This window comes from Massilia sp. UYP32 (assembly GCF_050434365.1).
GTDB lineage: Bacteria > Pseudomonadota > Gammaproteobacteria > Burkholderiales > Burkholderiaceae_D > Telluria > Telluria timonae.
On record NZ_JBNDIK010000022.1, the window covers coordinates 36366 to 60131 of the forward strand.

22 protein-coding genes and 1 other RNA gene are annotated in these 23766 nt (G+C 66.0%); 14 read left to right on the forward strand and 9 right to left on the reverse strand.

Annotated features, from left to right (window positions below):
* Genes mraY through mraZ form a run of 7 tightly spaced genes read right to left on the reverse strand, consistent with a single transcriptional unit; the run spans position 1 to position 7510 of the window.
* Complete coding sequence (gene mraY / locus ABIB42_RS17760; RefSeq protein ID WP_429248727.1) at positions 1-1170, reverse strand: phospho-N-acetylmuramoyl-pentapeptide-transferase; 1170 nt, start codon at positions 1168-1170, stop codon at positions 1-3.
* Position 1171: 1 nt separating this feature from the next.
* A complete protein-coding gene (locus ABIB42_RS17765) occupies positions 1172-2542 on the reverse strand; it encodes a UDP-N-acetylmuramoyl-tripeptide--D-alanyl-D-alanine ligase (protein WP_429248728.1) in 1371 nt (456 codons plus the stop codon).
* On the reverse strand, positions 2542-4071 hold the full coding sequence (locus ABIB42_RS17770; protein WP_429248729.1) for a UDP-N-acetylmuramoyl-L-alanyl-D-glutamate--2,6-diaminopimelate ligase: 1530 nt from the start codon (positions 4069-4071) through the stop codon (positions 2542-2544). The genes ABIB42_RS17765 and ABIB42_RS17770 overlap by 1 nt, the downstream gene beginning before the upstream one ends.
* Entirely contained in the window at positions 4071-5849 is a 1779-nt protein-coding gene (locus ABIB42_RS17775; protein WP_071360301.1) for a peptidoglycan D,D-transpeptidase FtsI family protein, read from the reverse strand. The genes ABIB42_RS17770 and ABIB42_RS17775 overlap by 1 nt, the downstream gene beginning before the upstream one ends.
* Positions 5846-6118 carry a cell division protein FtsL gene (ftsL, locus tag ABIB42_RS17780; protein ID WP_005668224.1) on the reverse strand — a complete coding sequence of 91 codons (273 nt, stop codon included), beginning with the start codon at positions 6116-6118 and terminating at the stop codon, positions 5846-5848. The genes ABIB42_RS17775 and ftsL overlap by 4 nt, the downstream gene beginning before the upstream one ends.
* Positions 6115-7095 (reverse strand): 16S rRNA (cytosine(1402)-N(4))-methyltransferase RsmH, encoded by a 981-nt coding sequence (gene rsmH, locus ABIB42_RS17785; RefSeq protein ID WP_169331337.1) that lies wholly within the window; start codon positions 7093-7095, stop codon positions 6115-6117. The genes ftsL and rsmH overlap by 4 nt, the downstream gene beginning before the upstream one ends.
* Entirely contained in the window at positions 7082-7510 is a 429-nt protein-coding gene (gene mraZ / locus ABIB42_RS17790; RefSeq protein WP_040776953.1) for a division/cell wall cluster transcriptional repressor MraZ, read from the reverse strand. Before mraZ ends, rsmH begins: the two co-directional genes overlap by 14 nt.
* Before the next feature lie 631 nt (positions 7511-8141).
* Here mraZ and ABIB42_RS17795 point away from each other — a divergent pair.
* From ABIB42_RS17795 to ABIB42_RS17835, 9 genes are all read left to right on the forward strand, one after another.
* On the forward strand, positions 8142-8768 hold the full coding sequence (locus tag ABIB42_RS17795; protein ID WP_005668219.1) for a response regulator: 627 nt from the start codon (positions 8142-8144) through the stop codon (positions 8766-8768).
* Between the two features lie 116 nt (positions 8769-8884).
* Positions 8885-9250 carry a response regulator transcription factor gene (locus tag ABIB42_RS17800; RefSeq protein ID WP_005668217.1) on the forward strand — a complete coding sequence of 122 codons (366 nt, stop codon included), beginning with the start codon at positions 8885-8887 and terminating at the stop codon, positions 9248-9250.
* Between the two features lie 295 nt (positions 9251-9545).
* Complete coding sequence (locus ABIB42_RS17805) at positions 9546-9803, forward strand: hypothetical protein (RefSeq protein ID WP_184235423.1); 258 nt, start codon at positions 9546-9548, stop codon at positions 9801-9803.
* Positions 9804-9873: 70 nt separating this feature from the next.
* Positions 9874-10905: an AraC family transcriptional regulator gene (locus tag ABIB42_RS17810; RefSeq protein WP_184235426.1), complete on the forward strand. Its 1032-nt coding sequence runs from the start codon at positions 9874-9876 to the stop codon at positions 10903-10905.
* 31 nt (positions 10906-10936) lie between these two features.
* Positions 10937-11491 (forward strand): carboxymuconolactone decarboxylase family protein, encoded by a 555-nt coding sequence (locus ABIB42_RS17815; RefSeq protein ID WP_005668211.1) that lies wholly within the window; start codon positions 10937-10939, stop codon positions 11489-11491.
* Positions 11491-12588, forward strand: a complete 1098-nt coding sequence (locus ABIB42_RS17820) for an acyl-CoA dehydrogenase family protein (RefSeq protein ID WP_429248730.1) — start codon at positions 11491-11493, stop codon at positions 12586-12588. Before ABIB42_RS17815 ends, ABIB42_RS17820 begins: the two co-directional genes overlap by 1 nt.
* Positions 12585-13358, forward strand: a complete 774-nt coding sequence (locus ABIB42_RS17825) for an ABC transporter ATP-binding protein (protein ID WP_005668208.1) — start codon at positions 12585-12587, stop codon at positions 13356-13358. Before ABIB42_RS17820 ends, ABIB42_RS17825 begins: the two co-directional genes overlap by 4 nt.
* Before the next feature lie 43 nt (positions 13359-13401).
* Positions 13402-14628, forward strand: coding sequence for an ABC transporter substrate-binding protein (locus ABIB42_RS17830; protein ID WP_071360308.1), 1227 nt, complete (start codon positions 13402-13404; stop codon positions 14626-14628).
* Positions 14629-14630: 2 nt separating this feature from the next.
* Positions 14631-15398, forward strand: a complete 768-nt coding sequence (locus ABIB42_RS17835; RefSeq protein ID WP_005668205.1) for an ABC transporter permease — start codon at positions 14631-14633, stop codon at positions 15396-15398.
* 98 nt (positions 15399-15496) lie between these two features.
* Here the strand turns inward: ABIB42_RS17835 and glpK are convergent, their stop codons facing one another.
* Positions 15497-16990, reverse strand: coding sequence for a glycerol kinase GlpK (glpK, locus tag ABIB42_RS17840; RefSeq protein ID WP_312486650.1), 1494 nt, complete (start codon positions 16988-16990; stop codon positions 15497-15499).
* Between the two features lie 98 nt (positions 16991-17088).
* An RNA gene (gene rnpB, locus ABIB42_RS17845) (RNase P RNA component class A) lies at positions 17089-17437 on the reverse strand.
* 347 nt (positions 17438-17784) lie between these two features.
* Between rnpB and ABIB42_RS17850 the strand changes: the two genes are divergently transcribed.
* From ABIB42_RS17850 to ftsX, 5 genes are all read left to right on the forward strand, one after another.
* The gene (locus ABIB42_RS17850; protein WP_312486649.1) at positions 17785-18375 is read left to right on the forward strand and encodes a PEP-CTERM sorting domain-containing protein; all 591 of its coding nucleotides are present in this window, start codon (positions 17785-17787) and stop codon (positions 18373-18375) included.
* 327 nt (positions 18376-18702) lie between these two features.
* Positions 18703-20415 (forward strand): thiamine pyrophosphate-binding protein, encoded by a 1713-nt coding sequence (locus ABIB42_RS17855; protein WP_429248731.1) that lies wholly within the window; start codon positions 18703-18705, stop codon positions 20413-20415.
* Positions 20416-20522: 107 nt separating this feature from the next.
* Positions 20523-21635 (forward strand): signal recognition particle-docking protein FtsY, encoded by a 1113-nt coding sequence (gene ftsY, locus ABIB42_RS17860; RefSeq protein ID WP_312486647.1) that lies wholly within the window; start codon positions 20523-20525, stop codon positions 21633-21635.
* Between the two features lie 14 nt (positions 21636-21649).
* A complete protein-coding gene (locus tag ABIB42_RS17865; RefSeq protein WP_005668176.1) occupies positions 21650-22321 on the forward strand; it encodes a cell division ATP-binding protein FtsE in 672 nt (223 codons plus the stop codon).
* Positions 22318-23247, forward strand: a complete 930-nt coding sequence (gene ftsX, locus ABIB42_RS17870) for a permease-like cell division protein FtsX (RefSeq protein WP_429248732.1) — start codon at positions 22318-22320, stop codon at positions 23245-23247. The genes ABIB42_RS17865 and ftsX overlap by 4 nt, the downstream gene beginning before the upstream one ends.
* The last annotated feature ends 519 nt before the right edge of the window (positions 23248-23766 follow it).

The window sequence follows — 23766 nt, forward strand, 5'->3', positions numbered from 1 at the left end:
TCAGCGCAGTTTCAACGTCGACAGGCCGACCAGGATCAGCACCATGGTCACGATCCAGAAGCGGACCACGACCTTGGTCTCCTTCCAGCCCTTTTGTTCGAAATGGTGGTGCAGCGGCGCCATCAGGAACACGCGGCGTCCGGTGCCGTAGCGCTTCTTCGTATATTTGAAATAGCTGACCTGGATGATCACCGACAGGGTCTCGGCCACGAAGATGCCGCCCATGATGAACAGCACGATTTCCTGGCGCACGATGACGGCGATGGTGCCCAGCGCGCCGCCCAGCGCCAGCGCGCCGACGTCGCCCATGAACATCTGGGCCGGGTGCGCGTTAAACCACAGGAAGGCCAGGCCCGCGCCGGCCATCGCGCCGCAGAAGATCAGGAGTTCGCCGGCGCCCGGGATGTACGGGATCAGAAGGTATTTCGAATAGGTCACGCTGCCGGTGAGGTAGGCGAACAGGCCCAGCGCGCCGCCCACCATCACGGTCGGCATGATGGCCAGGCCATCGAGGCCGTCGGTGAAGTTCACCGCGTTCGAGGCGCCCACGATCACGCAATAGGTCAGCGCGATGAAGCCCCACACGCCCAGCGGATAGCTGATGGTCTTGAAGAAGGGGACGATCAGGTCGGCCTTCGGCGGCAGGTCCATCGAGAAGCCGGACTGCACCCAGGCGTAGAACAGCTGCGCCACTTCCCACGGATTGGCGGCCGAGACCGAGAACGCGAGGTACAGGGCCGAGGCGATGCCGATCAGCGACATCCAGAAGTATTTTTCGCCCGAGCGCATGCCTTCCGGGTCCTTGTAGACGACCTTGCGGTAGTCGTCGACCCAGCCGACGGCGCCGAAGCCGAAGGTCACCACCAGCACCGGCCAGATCAGGCGGTTCGACAGGTCGCACCACAGCAGGGTCGAGACGCCGATCGCGATCAGCACCAGCACGCCGCCCATGGTCGGGGTGCCGTGCTTGGTCAGGTGGCTTTGCGGGCCATAGGTGCGCACCGCCTGGCCGACCTTCAGTTCGGTCAGCTTGCGGATGACTACGGGGCCTGCGACCAGGCCGATCGTGATGGCGGTGATGGTGGCGAACACCGCGCGGAAGGTGATGTAGTTGAACACGCGCAGCGGACCGATATAGTCCTGGAAGTATTGTGCGAGCCAGAGAAGCATATTAGTGGGCGCCCTTGCCAATGGTGGTTGATCCGGTCAGGTGCTGGACCACGCGCTCCATCTTCATGAAGCGCGAGCCCTTCACCAGCACAGTCGCTTTGGTATTGCCGCCCAGTTTTTCATCCAGTGCTGCCAATAATTCGTCGAACTGCTCGTAATGTCGTGCTCCCGACGCGACCAGGTGGCGCGCCAGCTCGCCTGTCGCGAGCACGGTCTCGATGCCACGCGAAGCTGCGTAGGCGCCGATTTCTTCGTGAAACTCTTTTCCTTGCGCGCCGACTTCGCCCATGTCGCCCACGACCAGGATGCGCGGCGCCGGACAGGCGGCCAGCACGTCGATCGCGGCCCGCATCGAATCGGGGTTCGCGTTATAGGTGTCGTCGATGACGGTCGCGCCGTTGCCGGCCTGCTTGCGCTGCAGGCGGCCGCCGACCGGGGCGAATGCCTCCAGGCCACGCACGATCGCCGCCTGGTCGACGCCGGCGCCGAGCGCGCAGGCAATCGCCGCCAGCGCATTGCGCACATTGTGTTCGCCGGCCGCGGCCAGCTTGATGCCGAATTGCGCGCCGGGCGCCAGGACGTGCAGCTCGCTGCCGAAATCGCTGGCGACATGGGTCGCGCGCACGTCGCAGGCCTCCGACAGGCCGAAGGTCAGCGCCTTGCAGCCGGCCAGGCCGCGCCACAGGTCGGTGTAGGTATCGTCGCCCGGGAACACGGCCACGCCGTCCGCTGCCAACGCCTGCAGCACCGAACCGTTCTCGCGCGCCACCGCTTCCACGGTGTGCATGAACTCCTGGTGCTCGCGCTGGGCGTTGTTCACCAGGCCCACGGTCGGCGTCGCGATCGCGCTCAGGCGGCCGATCTCGCCCGGATGGTTCATGCCCAGCTCCACCACCGCCGCGCGGTGCGAAGCGTCGAGACGGAACAGGGTCAGCGGCACGCCGATCTCGTTGTTCAGGTTGCCCTGGGTCGCCAGGCGCGCGTCCTCGCCGACGGCGGCCGCCAGGATGGAGGCGATCATTTCCTTGACCGTCGTCTTGCCGTTGCTGCCGGTGACGCCGATGACCGGGATGTCGAACTGCGCACGCCATGCGTGGGCAATGCGGCCCAGCGCCACCAGCGTGTCCGGCACCACGATCGCCGGCAGGGTCCAGCCGTCCGGCAGGCGCGACACGACGACCGCCGCCACGCCCTGCCCCGCGACCTGGTCCAGGAAGTCATGGGCGTCGAAGGTCTCGCCGACCAGCGCGACGAACAGCGCGCCCGCTCCCACCTTGCGGCTGTCGGTCGATACGCCCTCGAAGGACGCATCCGGCCCGACCAGGCGCGCGCCCGGGATGGCGTCGGCCAGCTGTTGCAACGATCCGCGCATCAATGCGTCCTCAACATGGTTAGCCGCGCCGTCAATGCCAGCGAAGCGTGGTCCGCATCCGAGAACGGCATCTTGCGACCCTTGATTTCCTGATAGGGCTCATGGCCCTTCCCTGCCAGCAGGATCACGTCCTGCTTGGCGGCCTGCTTTACCGCCAGCAGGATGGCGGCCGCGCGGTCTTCGACCGTCTGCACGCGCGCGGCCTGCGAGGTGTCCATGCCGGCCACGATCTGGGCGATGATGCTCGCCGGCTCTTCGCTGCGCGGATTATCGCTGGTGACCAGCACCTGGTCGGCGCCCTGCGCGATGCGGCCCATCTGCGGGCGCTTGCCCGGATCGCGGTCGCCGCCGCAGCCGAACACGCACCACAGCTGGCCGCCGCGATCGAGCGCCACCTGGCGCAGCGCGTCGAGGGTTTTTTCCAGCGCGTCCGGCGTGTGCGCGTAGTCGATCACGACCATCGGCGCGTCCGACCCGCCCATCTGCTGCATGCGGCCCGGCGCCGGGACCAGGGTCTCGATCGCATCGACCGCGGACTTGAGCGCCACGCCTTTCGCCAGCAGCGCGCCCAGCACCGCCAGCGTATTGCTGACGTTGTAGTTGCCCACCAACTGGGTGCGCACGGTCGCATTGCCTTGCGCGGTCTCCACCTGGAACTCGGTGCCGGCGTTCTTGCTGCGCATGCCGCCGGCGCGCAGCACGGCCACGCCTTCGGGAGCTTGCGCGGCGGCGAGCGTGTAGCCGGTGACGGCCAGCGCAGGGAACTTCGCGCGCAGGTGCGCCACCAGGCGCTGCCCGGCCTGGTCGTCGAGGTTGACCACCGCGTGTTTCAGGCCATCCCATTCGAACAGCTTGACCTTGGCCGCCTCGTAGCTTTCCATGTCGCCGTGGAAGTCGAGATGGTCGCGCGTCAGGTTGGTGAAGATCGCGACGTCGACGTGCATACCGGCGGTGCGCTCCTGCACCAGGCCGATCGACGAGGCTTCGATGGCCAGCGCGCTGGCGCCCGCTTGTTTCAGGTCGGCCAGCGTCGAGGCCAGCAGCACCGCGTCCGGCGTGGTGTAGCCGGTGACGTCGAACTGCGGTTCAGTCGCGGCCTTGCCCTTGATCAGGCCCACGCCCAGCGTGCCGATCACGGCGGCGGCTTCGCCCAGGCGCGCCAGGGTTTGCGCGGTCCACAGCGCGCACGAGGTCTTGCCGTTGGTGCCGGTGACGGCCACGGTGAACATGGCGCGGTCCGGATAGTCCAGCACCGCGTGCGCGATCGGGCCGGCGTTCTTTTTCAGGTCGTTCACGGCAAGATGGGGCAATGCAGTATCGAAATTCCAGGCGAAACCGGCGGCCTCGAAGACCACGGCGGCGGCGCCGGCTTCGATGGCGGCTTCGATGTAGCGACGACCGTCGGCGGCTTCGCCCGGATAGGCGAAGAACACGTCGCCGGGCTTGACGCGGCGCGAGTCGGAAACGAGACGGCCGCCTTGGGCGGCGGCGCGAATCCATTCGATGGTGTCGTGCAGGCTCGGGGCCATCACATGCTCTCCTCTAGAGGAACTTCCGGAATGATGATGTCCGTGATCGATGAATCGGGCGGCACGTTGGCGGCCCGCAGCGCATTGGAAAACAGGTCCGCGGCGGTCGGCGCGGCGACGAAGCCGCCGGTGCGGAATGGACCGCTCGGATCGTCGACCATCACCGCGATGATGAAGCGCGGCTTCGACATCGGCCCGATGCCGGCGAAGTAGCCGATATTGTTGGTGCGCGAGTAGCGGCCGTTGACGATCTTCTCGGCGGTGCCGGTCTTGCCGCCGATGCGGTAGCCGGCGACCTGGGCGCGCGAGGCGGTGCCGCCCGGGCCGACCACCGATTCGAGCATGGTGCGCACCTGGGCCGCGGTCTTGGCCGAGATCACCTGCTGGCCCACCGGCTGCTCGTCCACCTTCACGAACGACAGCGGGATGATGTCGCCGTTGCGGGCGAAGATCATGTAGGAGCGCGCCATCTGCAGCAGCGACACCGACAGGCCGTGGCCGAAGGCCATGTTGGCGTACTCCACCGGCTTCCAGGTCTTGTAGGGCCGCACGCGGCCGGCGGCGGCGCCGGGGAAGCCGAAGCGCGGCGCCTGGCCGTAGCCGACCTTGGTGTACAGCTCCCACATCTCCTGCTGCGGGATCATCTGGGCGATCTTGACCACGCCGAGGTTCGACGATTTCTGGATGATGCCGCTGACGGTCTGCACGCCATAGTTGTGGAAGTCGCGGATGCGGCGACCGGTCACCATCATATAGCCCGGATTGTTGTCGAACACGGTGTCGGGCGTGATACGGCCGGTTTCCAGGCCGAGCGCCACGGTGAGCGGCTTGATCGTCGAACCCGGCTCGAAGGTGTCGGTGATGACGCGGTTGCGCAGCTGCTCGCCGGTCAGCTTGGAGCGGTCGTTCGGGTTATAGGTCGGGTAGTTGGCCAGGGCCAGCACTTCGCCCGTTTGCACGTCGAGCACCACGGCGGCGCCGGCCTTGGCCTGGAACTTCTCGACCGCGTTCTTGATGCTGGTGAAGGCGATGTACTGCAGCTTGCTGTCGACCGACAGGGTCAGGTCGCGGCCCTGGTGCGGCTCGCGGAACATGCCCAGGTCTTCGGCGATGTGGCCGAGGCGGTCCTTGATCACGCGGCGGCTGCCCGGCACGCCCATCAGGGTCTTCTGGTGCTGCAGCTCCATCCCTTCCTGGCCCTTGTCCTCGACGTTGGTGAAGCCCACCAGGTGGGTCATCACTTCGCCCTGCGGATAGAAGCGCTTGTATTCCTTGCGCGTGTCGATGCCGTCGATCTTGAGCGCCAGGATCTGGTCGACGATCGGCATCTCGACCTGGCGCTTCAGATAGACAAAGGTGCGGTCGGAGTCGAGCTTCTTGCGCAGCTCGGATTCCGGCATCTCGAGCAGGTTCGCGAGCGCGCGCAGCTTTTCCGGCGGCGCCTGCAGCACGTCTTCGGGAATGCCCCAGATTGCGCGCACCGGCAGCGAGGTGGCCAGCACCGCGCCGTTGCGGTCGAGGATGCGGCCGCGCGTGGCCGGCAGCTCGAGCGTGCGCTCGTAGCGGCTCTTGCCCTGCTTTTGCAGGAACTGGTTCGACACGCCCTGCAGCCAGACCGCGCGCACGGCCAAGGCGGCGAAGGCCGCGAACAGGACGAACAGCACCAGGCGCGAACGCCAGTCGGGCAGGCGCACCGCCAGCACCGGGCTCTTCGAAAAGGCCACGCCCTTCGATGCGGCCACCCGCGCATTGCTGTTCTTCGCGGCGCCACGCATCATGGGGCGCCCTCGGTCAGGTACTGGGTCCGGGCCGGGCTCAATGGCGCCATCTCGAGCTGCGAACGGGCGATCTGCTCGATGCGCTCGTTCTTGGCCAGGCGCGACTGGTCGAGCTGGAGCTGGTCCCAGTCGATGTCGAGCTGGCGCGCGTGCTGCTGCAGGCGCTCGAGCTCGATGAGCAGGTGGCGCGCCTGGTAGCGGGCGTTGACGACCGATAGCGCGCAGCCCACCAGCAAGGCGGTGAGCAAGACGTTCAGCTTGACGCTCATGCAGCCGTCCCCAGGCGTTCGGCCACGCGCAGCACCGCCGAGCGGGCGCGCGGGTTCTCCTGCACCTCGGTGTCGCTCGGCTTGATCTTGTCGATCAGCCGCATCTCGGGCTGCGGCAGGTCGACGGCGCGGATCGGCAGGCGGCGGTCGGGTTGTTCGACCTTGGCCTTGGAGGCGAGGAACTGCTTGACCATGCGGTCTTCCAGCGAGTGGAAGGAAATCACGGACATGCGCGCGCCCGGCGCCAGCATGCCGTAGGCGGCCGTCAGTCCTGCCTCGAGGTCCTCAAGCTCCTTATTGATGAAAATCCGGATAGCCTGAAAGGTCCTGGTTGCCGGGTCCTTGCCTTTTTCGCGGCCCTTGACCGCGCTTGCCACGATTGCGGCAAGCTGTCGTGTGCCTGAAATCGGTTCGACTGCGCGGCGAGCAACAATCGCCTTTGCAATCTGAAAAGCATACCGCTCTTCTCCATAATCGCGTATCACCTTTTCCAATTGAAGTTGCTCCGCGCTCGCTATCCACTCGGCCGCCGACATGCCGCGCGTGGTGTCCATGCGCATGTCGAGCGGGCCATCGTTGCGGAAGCTGAAGCCGCGGCTGGCGTCGTCCACCTGGGGCGACGAGATGCCCAGGTCGAGCAGGATGCCGTCGACCCGGGGGATGCCGCGCGCGGCCAGCGCGTCGTGCATCGTTGCAAAGCTGTCGTGGACGATCGCGAAGCGCGGATCGTCGATGTGTGATGCTGTGGCAATCGCTTGCGGATCCTTGTCGAACGCGATCAGGCGCCCTTGCGGGCCCAGGCGCGACAACAACAGGCGGCTGTGACCGCCCCGTCCGAAAGTGCCATCTATATAGATGCCGTCAGCGCGTGCGCCCGCGAGGTTGAGCGCATCGACCGCTTCGTCAAGCAGCACCGTTCGATGCTGGTACATAGGCACCGTCAAGGAATCCGTCATCGGCGCCTCAGAAAGAGAAATTGGAAAGAACATCGGGCATGCCACCGGCGACGGCCTCGGCCTCGTCCTCGGCCAGCTTGGCGGCATTCCAGATTTCGAAGTGGGTGCCCATGCCGAGCATCATCACTTCCTTCTCGAGCCCGACCGCGGCACGCAGTTCGGGCGAGATCAGCACGCGGCCGGCGCTGTCGAGCTCGACATCGACGGCGTTGCCGAGGAAAATGCGCTGCCACGCGCGGGCCGACATGGGCCAGGCAGCGATCTGTTTGCGGTGCTCTTCCCATACCGGGCGCGGGAAAAAGAGGAGGCAACCATGGGGGTGTTTGGTCAAGGTCATGCGGCCCTCGCACTGAAGCGTAAGGGCGTCACGGTGCTTGGCCGGAATCGACATTCGGCCTTTTGCATCGAGATTGATCGCGGACGCGCCCTGGAACACGTATTTACCTAGCTTTGGAGAGTTATTTGCCGATGTTTGTCGGGCGCCGGGAGCCGAAGGAATTACCCCACAACCCTCCCACAAATCGACACTTTTTCACACCGTTTCCCACTTTAGTGGAAGCAATGTTGACGGTCAAGCGAATTCACGATTGACGAAATCGACTTTTTCCAATGAAACCAAGGACTTAGGCGCAGGTGCAGCGCACACAACGCAACAAAATGTCCCGTAAAATTAGGGACTTAGCCGTAGGAGTGAAGGAAAGGCCTGAGTTGTAAAGACGATGTTTACGTTTGAGCAACGTCAAATAGAAGAAAAATATTGACGTAAAGAAACAACTGTTGAGGTCGACCGACTGCTGTATGGGCATCCAGTCATTGGCGAGGATCGCGCTTTTCAGTGCATTCCCACGCGCGGCCCCGGCCGGCGCGGTCCGGTACAGGGCCTGCAACAGCGCTGCGCCGTCGCCGACGCTGACCAGCAGCGACTTGCCACCTTAGCAGAAGCGCCGCGCGGATGACCCACGCCTGCGCGCGCCCGGCATGCAGATGCTTACAAATGTTGCGCACTACGCACTATCCACAGTTAACTATTTTGACTTTGGGAAACTAAAAACGTAATATCGGAAAATATGAACACCCCAACCGACCTGCAGCCGGCAGCGACCTACAATGCCGCGGACTATTGCTCGACCAAGGAGGCCGCGGCCACCCTGGGCGTCTCGCACCGCACGGTGCAGCTGTGGGTGGAAAACGGCACGCTGCAGGCCTGGCGCACTGCCGGCGGCCATCGCCGCATCACGGTGGAATCGGTGAACCGCCTGGTCGACGGCCGCCGCATCGCCATCGGCGCCCCGCCGGCGCCGGCCAGCGCGCCGGCGCCGGGCAAGCCGCGCGTGCTGGTGGTCGACGACGATCCCCTGATGCTGCGCCTGTACGAACTCGAGATGGCGGGCTGGGGCCTGGACCTCGAAGTGGTCAAGGCGAACAACGGCTTCGAAGCCCTGATCCGCATCGGCGAGCAGCGCCCCGACCTCCTGGTGAGCGACCTGAACATGCCGGGCATGGACGGCTTCCGCATGATCCGCACCCTGCGCGAAGACAGCGGCACGGCCGGCATGAACATGATCGTCGTCAGCGGCCTGGACCGTGCGACGATCAAGGCCATGGGCCTGCCCGCCGACATCCCGGTGTTTCCCAAGCCGGTGCCGTTCGGCGAACTGCGCGGCGCCGTCGAGAACGGCCTGGTGCGCGCGTAAGCTGCTATGCTGACCCACCGGCGCGGCGCGCGTCCGGCCTGTCAGGGAGCTGTCATGTCCGCATTCCCGTCGCTGCAAGCAACCACCCCGCCGCCCTTCGCGGCGCGAACAAGACCATGAGCAGGACGATTCTCGTCGTCGACGACCAGGACGAGCTGCGCCTGCTGATCTCGCTCACCCTGCAATCCCTCGGACGCATCGTCGAAGCGGCCAATGCCGAGCAGGCCCTGGCCCGGCTCGCCGACGAAGGTCCCGACCTGGTCGTGCTCGACATCTGGCTCGGCCCCGGCGCCAGCGGCCTCGACGTGTGCGCCGAGCTGCGGCGCGATCCGCGCCATGCGGCAACCAAGGTCATCCTGTTGTCGGCCTGCGGCCAGCAAAGCGATATCGCGGCCGGCATGGCGGCCGGGGCCGACCTGTACGTGGTCAAGCCGTTCAGTCCGCTGGAATTGCTCGACGCGGTGCGCAGCCTGCTCGCCTGAATCGCGCCATGATGTTGACGTAAAGAAACAGAGGTTTCTTTTAGAGACAACTCTCTAATTCTTCCGTCGATTCTGCAAATCCGAACAGTTCTGTAGCATTGAGACAACGCAATGAGACTCAGGGACACCCCTGGGTCTGCCCATCACGGTCGGGCGCCCCGGCAATCCCGCAAAACCAAAAAACCGCCTGCGGCGACGAGCTGACCGATTCCGACAGCACCGCGCGCAAGCCGCCAACAAAGCCGCTATGATGAATTCATCGCTATTTATCCGGTAATGTTCGGCTTTGTTCATCATGTTGCGCGCATCCCGTCTTCTCGCGGCCAGCCTGGCCGCCGTCACCCTGGCCCTGCCGGCCGTGGCGGACGCGCGCATCGCATCGGCCAGCTTCGAAGCGCGCTTCGAGATCGTCGCCACCTGCTCGGTGCGCGTCGCCGGCGCGGTCGACGTCGCCTGCGCCAGCCCGGGCACGCCCTACCTGCTCGACGCCCACGGCGCGCCTTCGCAACGCAGCGCCGACCCCGACGCCCGCCGCGTGACGGTGTACTTCTAAGACGTTTTTCTTATTTGCATATCAGCTTTTGTTCGTAGGTCCCTGGACGGGCGCCGTCGATAATGGCTGAGTGAATCATTCCGCCTCTACTTCCGACACCCACGCAGCCACCGACAATGCCGACCGCCTGGTGCACTGGCTGATCGACAGCGTGCAGCTCGAAGCGACGGTCTTTCACCTCGGCCAGTACTGCGGCCGCTGGCAGGCGTCCACCGCCGGTCGCGGCCTGGGCAGCTTTCACCTGGTGCTGCATGGCGAGTGCTACCTGCACGTCGCGGGCCGCGCGCCGGTGCGCCTGGGCGCGCGCGACGGCGTGTTCCTGCTGCGCGACACGCCGCACTTCCTGAGTCCCGATCCCGACCCGGCCAGCGCCCGTTCCGGCATGCCGATGCAGCAGCTCGGCCAGGCGGCGCCGGACGCCACCGCCCTCGCCTGCGGCTTCTTCCACTTTCGCAGTGCGCTGAGCACGCTGATCGCCGATTCCTTCCCGGACAGCCTGGTGCTGCGCGCCGACGACCCGTCGCTGCAGGCCCTGAACGCGCTGTTCGAACTGATCCTGCTGGAGCCGCCGCGCGACCCCGACGCGCCGTCGCCGCTGGTGGCGCGCCTGGCCGAGCTGATGTTCTTCTATGTCATCCGCCACGTGGCGCGCCAGCAAGACATCGCAACCGGCCTGCTGGCCGTGGCCAGCCGTCCCGAGTTCTCGCCCCTGCTCGACCGCATGATGCAGGAGCCCGGCCAGGACTGGTCGACCGAGAACATGGCGCGCGCGGCCCATATGTCGCGCTCGAGCTTCTATAAACACTTCAGCGAGGCCAGCGGCCAGGCGCCGGCGCAGTTCCTGTTGCTGCTGCGCATGAAGATCGCGGCCCAGCGCCTGCACGGCGGCGAGACGGTCGAGCGCACCGCCGGCCACGTCGGCTACAGCTCGTACGCCGCCTTTTCGCGCGCCTTCCACAAGGTGATGGGCGAGCATCCGGGCACCTTCCGCCGTGGCCGGCACATCCACGTCAAGACACCGGATGCCGGGCCGATTCGGACGATCGAGCAGAAAACAAGGACGGTCGTGTCCAAACGTGTTTTTCAATCGCCGCTAAAATAACGGACCCAACGCTTTGATAGAGAGATCCGCCATGTCCCGCCTGACCCTGCATACCCAAGAAACCGCGCCTGAAGGCAGCCGTCCCTTCGTGGACAAGGCCGTCGCCAACAACGGCTTCCTGCCGAACCTGATCGGCGTGCTGGCCAATTCGCCGCAGGCGCTGCAGACCTATATGACGGTGTCCGGCATCAATGCCGAGACCAGCCTCACCCTGCCGGAACGCGAAGTCGTGCAGATCACCGCCGCCCGCATCCACGGCTGCGACTTCTGCATCGCCGGCCACACCGCCATCGCCCTCAAGAAAGCCCAGCTGCCGGTCGAGACCGTCCGCGCCATGCAGCAAGGCCAGGATACCGGCGACGCCAGGCTCGACGCCGTGCGCCGCTTCTCGGAAGCCGTCATCGCCACCCGCGGCGGCGTGAGCGACGACGCCCTGGCCGCCTTCAAGGCCGCCGGCTACAACGACCAGCAGGCGCTGGAAGTCGTGCTGGGCATCAGCCTGGCCACCCTGTGCAACTTCGCCAACACCCTGGCCGGCAGCGCGATCAACCCGCAGCTGCAGCCCTTCGCCAGCGGAGCCATCTGATGTCGGTCGGCGAACAAACGACACGCTCTGCCGTGACTCTGCCCGCGGAGCTGACTGACTGGCTGCAGGCCAACGCCGACCAGCTCGACAGCACGCCCGAGCTGGCGAGCGAAGTCGTGCCGCGCCTGGCCGGCGCCGGCCTGTTCGCCGTGGGCGTACCGCAGGAACTGGGCGGCAGCGGCGGCGCCACGATCGATGCGATCGACGCCATCGCCGCCGTGGCCGAATATTCGGTCACCGCGGCCTTCGTGTTCTGGGGCCAGCGCACCTTCATCGAATACCTGCTGCAAAGCCCGAACGAGGCCATGCGCGCACGCTGGATCGGCCCGCTGATGCGCGGCGAATTCGCCGGCGCGACCGGCCTGTCAAACGCGATGAAATTCCTGTCCGGGATCGAGTCGCTGCAGATCACGGCCACCCCCAACGAACAAGGCTGGCAGCTCGACGGTTCGCTGGCCTGGATCACCAACCTGCGCAAGGAAGGCTTCATCGCCGCCGCCGCCGTCAACTCCGCCGGCGAGCTGCCGCCCGCGGTGGTCGCCTTCGTCAGCGACGGCGCCGGCGTCACGCGCAGCCCCGACCTCGAACTGATGGCCCTGCGCGGCAGCAATACCGCCGCCGTCAAGATCGAGGGCGTGCAGATCGGCGAAGGCGAAGTGCTGCATCCGAACGCGCGCGCCTGGCTGCCGGGCGTGCGTCCGTCCTTCCTGGGTCTGCAGTGCGGCCTGTCGGTCGGCCTGGCGCGCGCCAGCCTGCGCGCGGCGCACAGCCTGTCGACCGCCATGCGCGGCCCCCTGCTCGAGCGTATCGTGGGCCAGCAGGTGGCATTGGAAGACCTGGTCACGCAGCTGAAGGATGGCGTGGCCGACGGCCGCTTCAAGACCGCCGCGGCGCCGATGTTCAGGCTGCGCATCGCGCTGGCCGAAAGCGTCCAGCAAGCCGTGATGCTCGAGCTGCAAGCCAGCGGCGGCCGCGCCTACCTGGTCGACCGCGACCGCAGCTTCGCGCGCCGCTGGCGCGAATCAGCCTTCATCCCGATCGTCACCCCGAGCCTGACCCAGCTGCAGGTCGAACTCGCGAAGCACGCCGCGGCATGACGGCGCCCGTGCTCGAACCAGGCGCGACCGCGCTGTCGGCCTCCGGCCTGCGCATCGGCTACGGCGGCAAGACCGTGGTCGACAATATCTCTCTCACCATCGACAGGCGCGAGATCGTGTGCCTGCTGGGCGGCAGCGGCTGCGGCAAATCGACCCTGCTGCGCGGCCTGGCCGGCCTCAGCCCGGCCCAGGCCGGACAGGTCAGCTTTTTGGGCGAACCGCTCCTGGCCCCGCATCCGCGCGCGGCGCTGGTGTTCCAGCAACCGAGCCTGCTGCCCTGGCTGAGCGTCGAAGGCAATGTGGGCTTCGGCCTGGACTTCGCGCGCCAGCCGGCGATCTCCCGCGACGCGCGCAAGCAGCGGGTGGTCGACGCCATCGAGGCGGTCGGCCTGGCGGCGCGCGCGCATGCCTATCCGGCCCAGCTGTCCGGCGGCCAGGCCCAGCGCGTGGCGCTGGCGCGCGCCCTCGCGCGCCAGCCCGAGCTATTGTTCGCCGACGAGCCGTTCTCGGCCCTGGACGCGATCACGCGCGCCGAGATGCAGGCCCTGCTGGTCGACCTGGTGCACCGCTGGCATACCGCCGCCCTGCTGGTGACCCACGATATCGACGAGGCGATCCTGGTCGCCGACCGCATCCTGCTGATGGCCGGCCAGCCCGGACGCATCGTGCGCGAGTGGAAGGTCGACCTGCCGCGGCCGCGCCACGAACACGCCGACGGCGTGGTCGGGCTGCGGCTGGACATCATCAAGGCGCTGCGCGAAGGCGCCTGAACGCCGCGGCGCGAACCACGAACACGAACAACAAGGAAAACCCATGAGCAACCCGATCCACATCTGCGCTTCTTCCGACTGCGATTGCGGCATGACCCGGCGCGACTTCCTGCGCATGTCGGCCCTGACCGGCGCCGCGGCGGCGTCGCCGCTGCTGTTCGCGGGCGACGCGATGGCGCAGAACTTCAAGGGCGACGACCAGCCGGTGAAAATCGGCTACCTGCCGATCACCGACGCCGCCCCGCTGCTGGTGGCGCACGGCCGCAAGCTGTTCGAGCAACAAGGCCTGAAGGTCGAGACGCCGCGCCTGTTCCGCAGCTGGGCCCAGATCGTCGAGGCCTTCGTGGCCGGCCAGGTCAACGTGATCCACCTGCTGTCGCCGGCGACCCTGTGGGTGCGCTACGGTTCGAAATTCCCGGCCAAGGTGGTGGCCTGGAACCACATCAACGGCTCCGCCCTGACGGTGCAGAACGAGATCAACTCGGTGGCCGACCTCGGCGGCAAGACGATCGCGATCCCGTTCTGGTACTCGATCCACAACATCCTGCTGCAGAAGATCCTGACCGCGAACAAGCTGAGCGTGGTCACCCGCGCGCGCGGCGCCGCGCTCAAGCCAAATGAAGTTAACCTCATCGTGCTGGCGCCGTCCGAGATGGTCTCGGCGCTGGCGACCAAGTCGATCGCCGGCTACATCGTGGCCGAGCCGTTCAATGCGGTGGCCGAAAATGCGAAGATCGGCAAGGTGCTGCGCTTCTCGGGCGACGTCTGGAAGAACCACGCCTGCTGCGTGACCTTCCTGGCCGAGCGCGACCTGAACGACAAGCCGGAATGGTCGCAGCGCGTGACCAACGCGATCGTCAATGCCCAGCTGTGGTCGCGCTCGAACCAGGTCGAGACGGCCAAGCTGCTGGCCGCCACCGGTCCCAACAAGTACACCCCGCACAACCTGCAGGCGCTGACCAAGGTGCTGGCCACCACCGATTATTCGGACTACGAAAAGCGCCGCATCGTCGCCCACCCGGCCTGGCAGCAGCGCCGCATCGACTTCCAGCCGTTCCCGTTCGCTTCGTACACCGAGGAACTGGTGCGCGCGATTGGCCAGACCAAGGTCGAGGGCGACACCAGCTTCCTGGCCAAACTCGATCCGAAGTTCGTGGCGAAAGACCTGGTCGACGACCGCTTCGTGCGCAAGTCGATCGCCGCCGTGGGCGGGCCTGCCAAGTTCGGCCTGCCGGCCAACCTGCTGCGCACTGAGACGATCGCGGTCTGATCATGCTGGGACGTTTCTTGTGGCCGGTCGCCGGCTTCGCGATCGCGCTGCTGCTGTGGGCCTGGGGCGCCAAGGGCCTCGAAGAGAGCACGCCGATCGCGGCCATGTTCGCCCCGATGGAGACCTTCGAGGCCTTGCGCGCGATGGTGCTGGGCCCCGACATCTGGGTGCACGTGGCCACCAGCCTGAAGCGCGTGGCCGTGGGCCTGGGCTTCGCCATCCTGTTCGGCGTGCCGCTCGGGATCCTGGTCGGCATGTCGAAGGCCTTCAGCCAGGCCAGCACGCCGCTGTTCCAGCTGCTGCGCATGGTCTCGCCGCTGTCGTGGATGCCGCTGGCGGTGATGGTGCTGGGCGTCGGCGACGCGCCGGTCTACTTCCTGCTGGCCTTCGCCGCCGTGTGGCCGCTGATGCTGAGCACCGCCGCCGGCGTGGCCCAGCTCGACCCCAACTGGATGCTGCTGGCGCGCTCGCTGTCGGCCACCAAATGGGAAGTGATCTGGCGCCTGGTGCTGCCGGGGATCACGGCGCAGATCCTGACCGGCGTGCGCCTGGCGATCGGCATCATCTGGATCGTGCTGGTGCCGGCCGAGATGCTGGGCGTGTCCGCCGGCCTGGGTTACTTCATCCTCGATACGCGCGACCGCCTGGCGTATTCGGAACTGACGGCCGCCATCATCCTGATCGGCCTGCTGGGTTACGCGCTCGACTACGCGGCGCGCTTCGTGCACGCGCGCTGGCTGCACTCGGTGCCGTCCGATCCGCTGCGCTGATCGCCTCCCCTCCCCGCCCTGCGCGGGGATTTTTTTTGGGGCTGTCGCCGTTCGTGTTCAAACTGCCGAGCGGCGCGGTGACATCGCTAAAGCCGGCCTCAACTCTCCGGGGTAGCCCAGGAACGCGCATGCGCCACCGCCCTCGCCCAGCGCGCCAGCAGTTCGGCGCGACGGCCGCCATCCATGCGCGGGGCATAACGTCGCTCGACCTGCCATTGCGCCTCGATCGCTTCCAGCGATTCCCAGTAGCCGCAGGCCAGGCCGGCCAGGTAGGCCGCGCCCAGGGCGGTGGTCTCGGTGACGCGCGGGCGCACCACCTCGACGCCGAGCAGGTCGGCCTGGAACTGCATCAGCAGGTCGTTGCGGGCGGCGCCGCCGTCGGCGCGCAACTCGGTGACGGCGCAGGCGGCGTCCTTCTGCATGGCCGCCAGCAGCTCGGCGCTCTGGTAGGCAATGGCCTCGACCGCGGCGCGCGCGATATGGGCGGCGCTCGTGCCGCGCGTCATGCCGAGAATGGTGCCGCGCGCATACGGATCCCAGTGTGGCGCGCCGAGGCCGGTGAAGGCCGGCACCAGCATCACGCCGCCGCTGTCGGGCACGCTGGTGGCGAGGGCCTCCACCTCATGCGACTGGCGGATGATGCCCAGGCCGTCGCGCAGCCATTGCACGGTGGCGCCGCCCATGAAGACGCTGCCCTCGAGCAGGTAGTCGGTGCGGCCCGCGACCGTCCAGCCGACCGTCGCCAGCAGGCGATTGCGCGAGATGGGAGGGCTATCACCGGCATGCATCAACATGAAGCAGCCGGTACCGTAGGTATTCTTGACCAGGCCCTTGCGGTGGCAGGCTTGCCCGAAGGTGGCGGCCTGCTGGTCGCCGGCGATGCCGGCGATCGGAATCGCATGGCCAAACCACTCTTCGGCGGCCAGCCCGACGGCGCCGGCGCTAGGCACGACCTCGGGCAGCAATGCGCGCGGGATGTCGAACAGCCCCAGCAGGTCGTCGTCCCAGGCCAGCGTGTGGATGTTGAACAGCATCGTGCGCGCGGCATTGCTGGTGTCGGTGACGTGGCGGCCGCACAGGCGCCAGACCAGCCAGCTGTCGACGGTGCCGAAGGCCAGCTCGCCCTTCTCGGCCCGGCTGCGCGCGCCGGGGACGTGGTCGAGCAGCCATTGCAATTTGGTGGCGGCAAAATAGGCGTCGAGCTCGAGGCCCGAGCGTTCCTGGATGAAGGCGGCCTTGCCCGCGTCGCGCAGGCGGTCGCACACGCCGGCGGTCCGGCGGTCCTGCCACACGATGGCGTTGGCCACCGGTTCGCCGGTCGCACGGTCCCACAGCAGCGTGGTCTCGCGCTGGTTGGCGATGCCGATCGCGGCCACCTGGGTGGCCTGGATGCCGGCTTGCGCCAGCGCTTCGCGCGCGCAGGCGAGCTGGCTGTGCCAGATGTCGAGCGGATCGTGCTCGACCCAGCCGGGCTGGGGAAAGTGCTGGGGGAATTCGCGCTGGCAGCTGGCCACCGGCAGCCCGGCGCGGTCGAACAGGATGGCGCGCGAGCTGGTCGTGCCCTGGTCGAGGGCGAGGATGTATTGCGTCAATGGCGTCTCCGGACAGTGCGGCCGGCGCGGAACGCCAGGGCAAAGCGGTCCGGGACGACCGTCGACAAGGCGCGTGGATCACGTGCCTCGGGAATTATAAGTAAAGCAGACCGATAGGCCGGATTCTGTGTAACGCCACCTTGCGGCGGCGCATGGACAATCATTCCTCTAGACGCTGGATTACTCCAGCGCTCAAGCTTCCTACCCGCACGCTCCGCGAGCAACATCAACGCGTGCCTATTTGGAATTGCTCCAGGTGGAGGTTACCGCGTTTCACCGTAACTGAATACGCTCGTCTCTGTGGCCCTATTCCTCGCCTTATACCGCTGGCTTGCGCCAGACGGCTTTCAGCGGACGGCCGTTAACCGTCACCCCGCTCTGTGGAGTCCGGACCTTCCTCCCGTCCACGACCTTGCGGCGTGGACCAGCGACTGTCTGGCCTGCTTCACGGGCGTCATTGTACCCGATGCCGGCGCCGCCGGCTGCATTGCGCCGCTGTCGACGCGCCAGGTACAGGTGTCAGACCTGACGCATGTGGCAGGCTGGGAACATGGACAGCGTCCGGCCAGAAAAAAGATCAATGATAAAGATCAACTGCTTTAACGGTTGAACTCGTCTTAATTTTCATTATGTGTTAAATAAAATCAGTCGTTATCGTCGAAAAAATTTACACTTTCGTGTATTGGAAATTATCAAATTTTAATAACTCAATAGAATTCAATGATTTAAATTTCATTTAATATCAGGCATGGTTGTTGCTTAAGTCATGAGCTCCACCACCAAGGAGAGTTATCATGACTTTTAAATCGTCGCTGAACAGACTGCTCATCGGTTTCTCGTTTCTGGTATCCACTTCGGCATTCGCCAGCCCGATCACCGTCGGTTTTACAAATATCGAAAGTAATGGCTTCATCGGAGATCCGCAAAATTATGTTCAATATGTCGACGTGGGGTCCAATTCCACCATTACCGGCATCTCCTATTCGGTCGATCTGACGGCGTTCGAGCCCAGCTGGCTGGCTGACATGGTGTTCGCCTTTGAGCGTTCAGACTTTCTCGCCGGCGTGTTCTTCACACCAGGGTTCGAGACGGCGGCGCCCGGGACTGGAAGCTATTCCGGCTCGGCCAGTCTGGTTGACCTCGGCCTGGACTTCCAGGTCGGCGAAGACGGCCTGTTGCGCCTGGAATTCTTTGAAGCCTTTGACGATGTGCCGGGCGTCGACGGCATATGGAATTTCGCCAGCTTCACTTTCGAGGTGGAGCCGGGACCGTCCCCTGTGCCGGAGCCCGCGAGCGCTTTGCTGTTAGCTGCCGGCCTGGCGGCCATGCGTCGTGCGAGCATTCGCCGCAGCTTGAATAAAGCCGGTGCAAAGGCGATTCACTGATTGTTGCCTGATCAGGTAGTGATTCGGTGTGACGGGATTCTGGCCCTGAAGGCAGGATCCCGCCAATATAATTAATTTAGATCATATAAATAATATTCTGGATTGATAATTATCAAATCATCTTCGAGATAGCCAGCAAGTAAAACCTGAGCTCATCCAGCCAGGAAGCAGCAATGGCGCAGCCCGGCATGACGGCAATGGCGCAACACGCTGCCGTTCTGTCTACGCCCCGTTTTTCTGTAATTTGATGTCGCCATTTCAAAAGCCGTTCCCGGCCCGCTCGCCTAGAATGCCCGGATAGCCTCTTTGACAAGGATGACACGCCCCATGCCCTCGCCTTCCCTGCACCCTTCCCGCACCGGCGGCCAGCTCCTGGTCGATGCGCTCCACGTCCACGGCGTCGACACCGCCTTCGGTGTCCCCGGCGAAAGCTACCTGGACGTGCTCGATGCGCTGCACGACTCGAACATCCGCTTCGTGATCAACCGCCAGGAAGGGGGCGCGGCATTCATGGCCGAGGCCTATGGCAAGATGACCGGCAAACCCGGCATCTGCTTTGTCACCCGCGGTCCCGGCGCCACCAACGCCTCGATCGGCGTGCACACCGCCTATCAGGACTCCACCCCGATGATCCTGTTCATCGGCCAGGTCGGCAACGACTTCGTCGACCGCGAAGCCTTCCAGGAAATCGACTATCGCCGCATGTATGGCCAGATGGTGAAATGGGTGGCCCAGATCGATCGCGCCGACCGCATCCCCGAATATTTGGCGCGCGCCTTCCAGGTGGCCACCAGCGGCCGTCCCGGCCCGGTGGTGCTGGCGCTGCCGGAAGACATGCTGGTGTCGACGGCGGCAGTAGCCGACACCCGTCCCTACCAGCCGTCGCACGGCGCACCTTCCGGCGAGCAGATCGCCCGCCTGCGCGCCATGCTCGAACAAGCCCGGCGTCCGATCGTGCTGCTGGGCGGCGGCACCTGGAACGCGCAGGCCTGCGCCGACCTGGCCCGCTTCGCCGAAACCAACCGCTTGCCGGTGGGCTGCACCTTCCGCTTCCAGGACTTGCTCGACAACGCGCACCCGAATTACGTCGGCGACGTCGGCATCGGCATCAACCCCAAGCTGGCCGCGCGCGTAAAAGAGGCCGACCTGGTGATCGCCATCGGCCCGCGCCTGGGCGAGATGACGACCGGCGGCTACACGCTGCTCGATTCGCCGGTGCCACGCCAGCGCCTGGTCCACATCCACCCGGCTCCTGAAGAGCTGGGCAGCGTCTACCAGGCCGAACTCATGATCGCCAGCGGCATGCCGCAAGCCTGCGCCGTGCTGGCCGGGATGGCGCCGGTCGACGCCACGGCCTGGCAGGACAGCGTGGCCGAGGCCAAGGCCGAGCTGGCGGCGTGGCAGGCGCAGCCGGCGCTGCTCAAGGAAGGCGCGCCGCTCGACCTGTGGCAGGTGGTGCAGGACTTGATGGATCAACTGCCGCGCGACGCCGTCATCACCAACGGCGCCGGCAACTACGCCTCCTGGGCCCACCGCTTCTATCGCTACGGCGGCATGCGCACCCAGCTGGCGCCGACCAATGGCGCAATGGGTTACGCCGTGCCGGCCGGCGTGGCCGCCAAGATCGTGTGGCCGGAGCGCGCCGTGGTCACCTTCGCCGGCGACGGCGAATTCATGATGACGGGCCAGGAACTGGCCACTGCCGTCCAGTACGGCGCCGGCGTCGTGATCCTGGTATTCAACAACAATATGTTCGGCACCATCCGCATGCACCAGGAACGCACCTACCCGGGCCGCGTGTCGGGCACCGGCCTGCACAATCCGGACTTTGCCGCACTGGCGCGCGCCTACGGCGGCCATGGCGAGGTCGTCGACAAGACAGAGGATTTCGCGCCGGCGCTGCAGCGCGCGCTCGAGCATGCGCAGCAGCACAAGCTGCCGGCAGTGATCGAATTGCGCTACGACGGCAACCTGATCACCCCGAATGCCACGCTGGAGACGATCCGCAAGCAGGCGGAAAGCGCGAGGGCCGGCAGCTGAACGCTCGTGTGCAATCGGGTTGCGTATTGCTGCTCTGGTAAAATATTCGCTAGTTTTTTCATCGCCGGCCACGCCGGCGTCCGCACGCAGTCCCGCCACCAGACACTATGTTTAGCTTCTTCAAAAGAAAAAAAGCGCCTGACACACCGGCGCCGGAACCGGTCGTGCCGGCCGCGCCGCCTGCGCCCGCCCCCGCTCCCGCCCCCGCTTCGGCCCCGGCGCCCATCGCCGCGGCCCCGATCGCCGCCGAAGCCAGCGTCCTGCACGAAGGCGCCAACCTGTTCCCCGAAACCGCCGAACGCCCGACCACCGAGCTTGAAAAGAAGACCTCGTGGATGGCGCGCCTGAAGGCCGGCCTGTCCAAGACCTCGAGCAACCTGTCGCTGCTGTTCGTCGGCGCCCGCATCGACGAAGACCTGTACGAGGAACTCGAGGCGGCGCTGCTGATGTCGGACGCCGGCATGGACGCCACCGAGCACCTGCTGGGCGAATTGCGGCGCAAGGTCAAGGAAGACAAGCTGCTGGACGCCGCCGCCGTCAAGGCCGCGCTCAAGGCGCTGATGATCGAGCTGCTGCAACCGTTGCAGAAGCCGCTGGAGCTGGGCCGCCACGAACCGCTGGTGATGATGATCTCGGGCGTCAACGGCGCCGGCAAGACCACCACCATCGGCAAGCTGGCCAAGCATATGCAAAGCTTCGACCAGTCGGTGCTGCTGGCCGCCGGCGACACCTTCCGCGCCGCCGCACGCGAGCAATTGATGGTCTGGGGCCAGCGCAACAACGTCACCGTGATCTCGCAGCAGTCGGGCGATCCGGCCGCCGTCGCCTTCGACGCGGTGCAGTCGGGCAAGGCGCGCGGCACCGACGTCGTCATGATCGACACCGCCGGCCGCCTGCCGACCCAGCTGCACCTGATGGAAGAACTGAAAAAGATCAAGCGCGTGATCGGCAAGGGCATGGCCGGCGCGCCGCACGAGACCCTGCTCGTCATCGACGGCAATACCGGCCAGAACGCGCTGGCCCAGGTGAAGGCCTTCGACGACGCCCTGCAGCTCACGGGCCTGGTCGTGACCAAGCTGGACGGCACCGCCAAGGGCGGCGTGCTGGCGGCGATCGCCCGCACCCGTCCGATCCCCGTGTACTTCATCGGCGTCGGCGAGAAGCTGGAAGACCTGCAGCCGTTCAATGCCGAAGAATTCGTCGAAGCGCTGCTCGGCTGACGGAACGGGGACCCATGATCGCATTCCAGTCGGTATCCAAACAGTACACCCACGGCGATGCGCGCGGCGCCTATGCGTTGCACGACGTCTCGCTCGACATCGCCAAGGGCGAGCTGGTCTACCTGGCCGGCCCTTCCGGCGCCGGCAAGTCGACCCTCATGAAGATGGTGGCGGCGGTCGAGCGCCCCAGCAGCGGCAAGGTGATCGTCAACGGCCAGGACATCGGCCGTATCAAGCCGGCCGGGATTCCCTTCCTGCGCCGGAATATCGGCATCGTCTTCCAGCAGCAGCGCCTGCTCAACGACCGCAACATCCTGGCCAACACCATGCTGCCCCTCCTCGTCACGGGCGCCCGCACCGCGGACGCCGCGCAGCGCGCCCGCGCCGCGCTCGACCGGGTCGGCCTGCTCGACCGCGCCAGGGCGATGCCGCTCGAACTGTCGGGCGGCGAACAGCAGCGGGTGGCCGTCGCGCGCGCGATCGTCAACCGGCCGCAGATCATCCTGGCCGACGAGCCGACCGCCAATCTCGACCGCGTGGCGGCCGACAAGGTGCTCGACGCGCTGCGCGCCTTCCACGCCGCGGGCGTCACCTGCGTCATTTCGACCCATGACGAGCAGGTGCTGGCAGGCAGCACGCGGGTGATCCGCCTCGAGCAGGGCCAGCTGGTCGGAGGTGCGGCATGAGCCCGTGGCTGCGCCAGCACCGCTTCGCCCTCGGGGCCGCGCTGTCGACGGTGCGCAAGTCGCCCGGCAGCTTCCTGTTCAACGTGCTGGTGGTCGCGCTCGCGCTGACCCTGCCGTTCGCGGGCATCACCCTGCTCGACAATGTGCGTCCGCTGTCCGAGCAATTGTCGGTCGATCCCGAGATCAGCCTGTTCATGCGCGACGACGCCAGCCGCGCCGATGCCGAAGCGCTGGCGCCCCGGATCCGCCAGATCGTCGCACCGCAGGGTGGACAAGGGGCGGAAATCGCCTTCGTGCCGCGCGAGCAGGCGCTCGCTTCGCTCAAGGAGCGTAGCGGCCTGGGCGACGTGCTGGAAACCCTGGGCGATAACCCCTTGCCCGACAGCTACGTAATGAAGCTGGAAGGCTTCGCCAGCGCTGGCGCCGCCGCCCAGGTGGACCTGATTACCGAGCGCCTGGGCGAACTGCCGGGCGTGGCGACGGTGCAGGTCGACTCGGCGTGGGTCAAGCGCCTGTCTGCGATGCTGGCCATCTTGCGCCTGGCGCTGCTGCTGCTGGCGGCCACGTTGGGCATCGTCGTGATCGCGGTCGTGTTCAATACGATCCGCCTGCAGGTGCTGACCCAGAAAGAAGAAATCTCGGTCTCGACACTGCTGGGCGCGACCAACGATTTCATCCACCGTCCGTTCTTCTACACCGGCGCCCTGCTCGGCCTGTGCGCCGGCGCGGTGGCGCTGGGCGCGGTGACCCTGGCCCTGCGCCCGCTGAACGGCGCAATCGGGGAGTTCGCCCGGCTGTACGGCTCGAATTTCCAGCTGGCGTCGCTGGGTGGACTCGAAATCGCCGGCCTGCTGGCGATCAGCGCCGCGCTGGGCCTGGTCGGCGCCCTGCTGTCGGTGCGGCGTCACCTGGCGCGCCAGCGTTGAACGCGGTCCTACAAACTTGCAGTGAAAAAAACTGTCGAGATGGTATTGAAAACCCGATAAGCGTCACCATCTGGTGTAGCAGGGCGAGGCGGCCCTCCTGTGTGGCTGCCTGCCCCTTTACCGGACAAGACCGCGTCGCATGACACCGCAATGAATCCTACGGCCTAGCTGCCATCCCCTACGCTTCCACGCGCATAAGTCCTACAGGCTGCGCCGTGGGTACGTGCGCCATTCAACAGAATACGTGCCGCTGCGGCCGTAATCTGTGTCTAACGTTATTCCAGTCATTCCTGGCTCACTTTTGAGCCGAATCAACTGGACAAGCAATACCTGCTCTACAGTGGAACCGTCGGCAATTCGATTCCCGAGAGCAATACTTTGAACAATCTTAAGCGCCGGGACCACTTCTAGCACTCACCTCGGGGGAGTGCTAATATATGGTCCAAGGCAATCGAAATTCAAGTCACGCATCCAGGTAACAAGCCGTAACAGCAGTGCCGCAAGGCAATAAGTTATGGC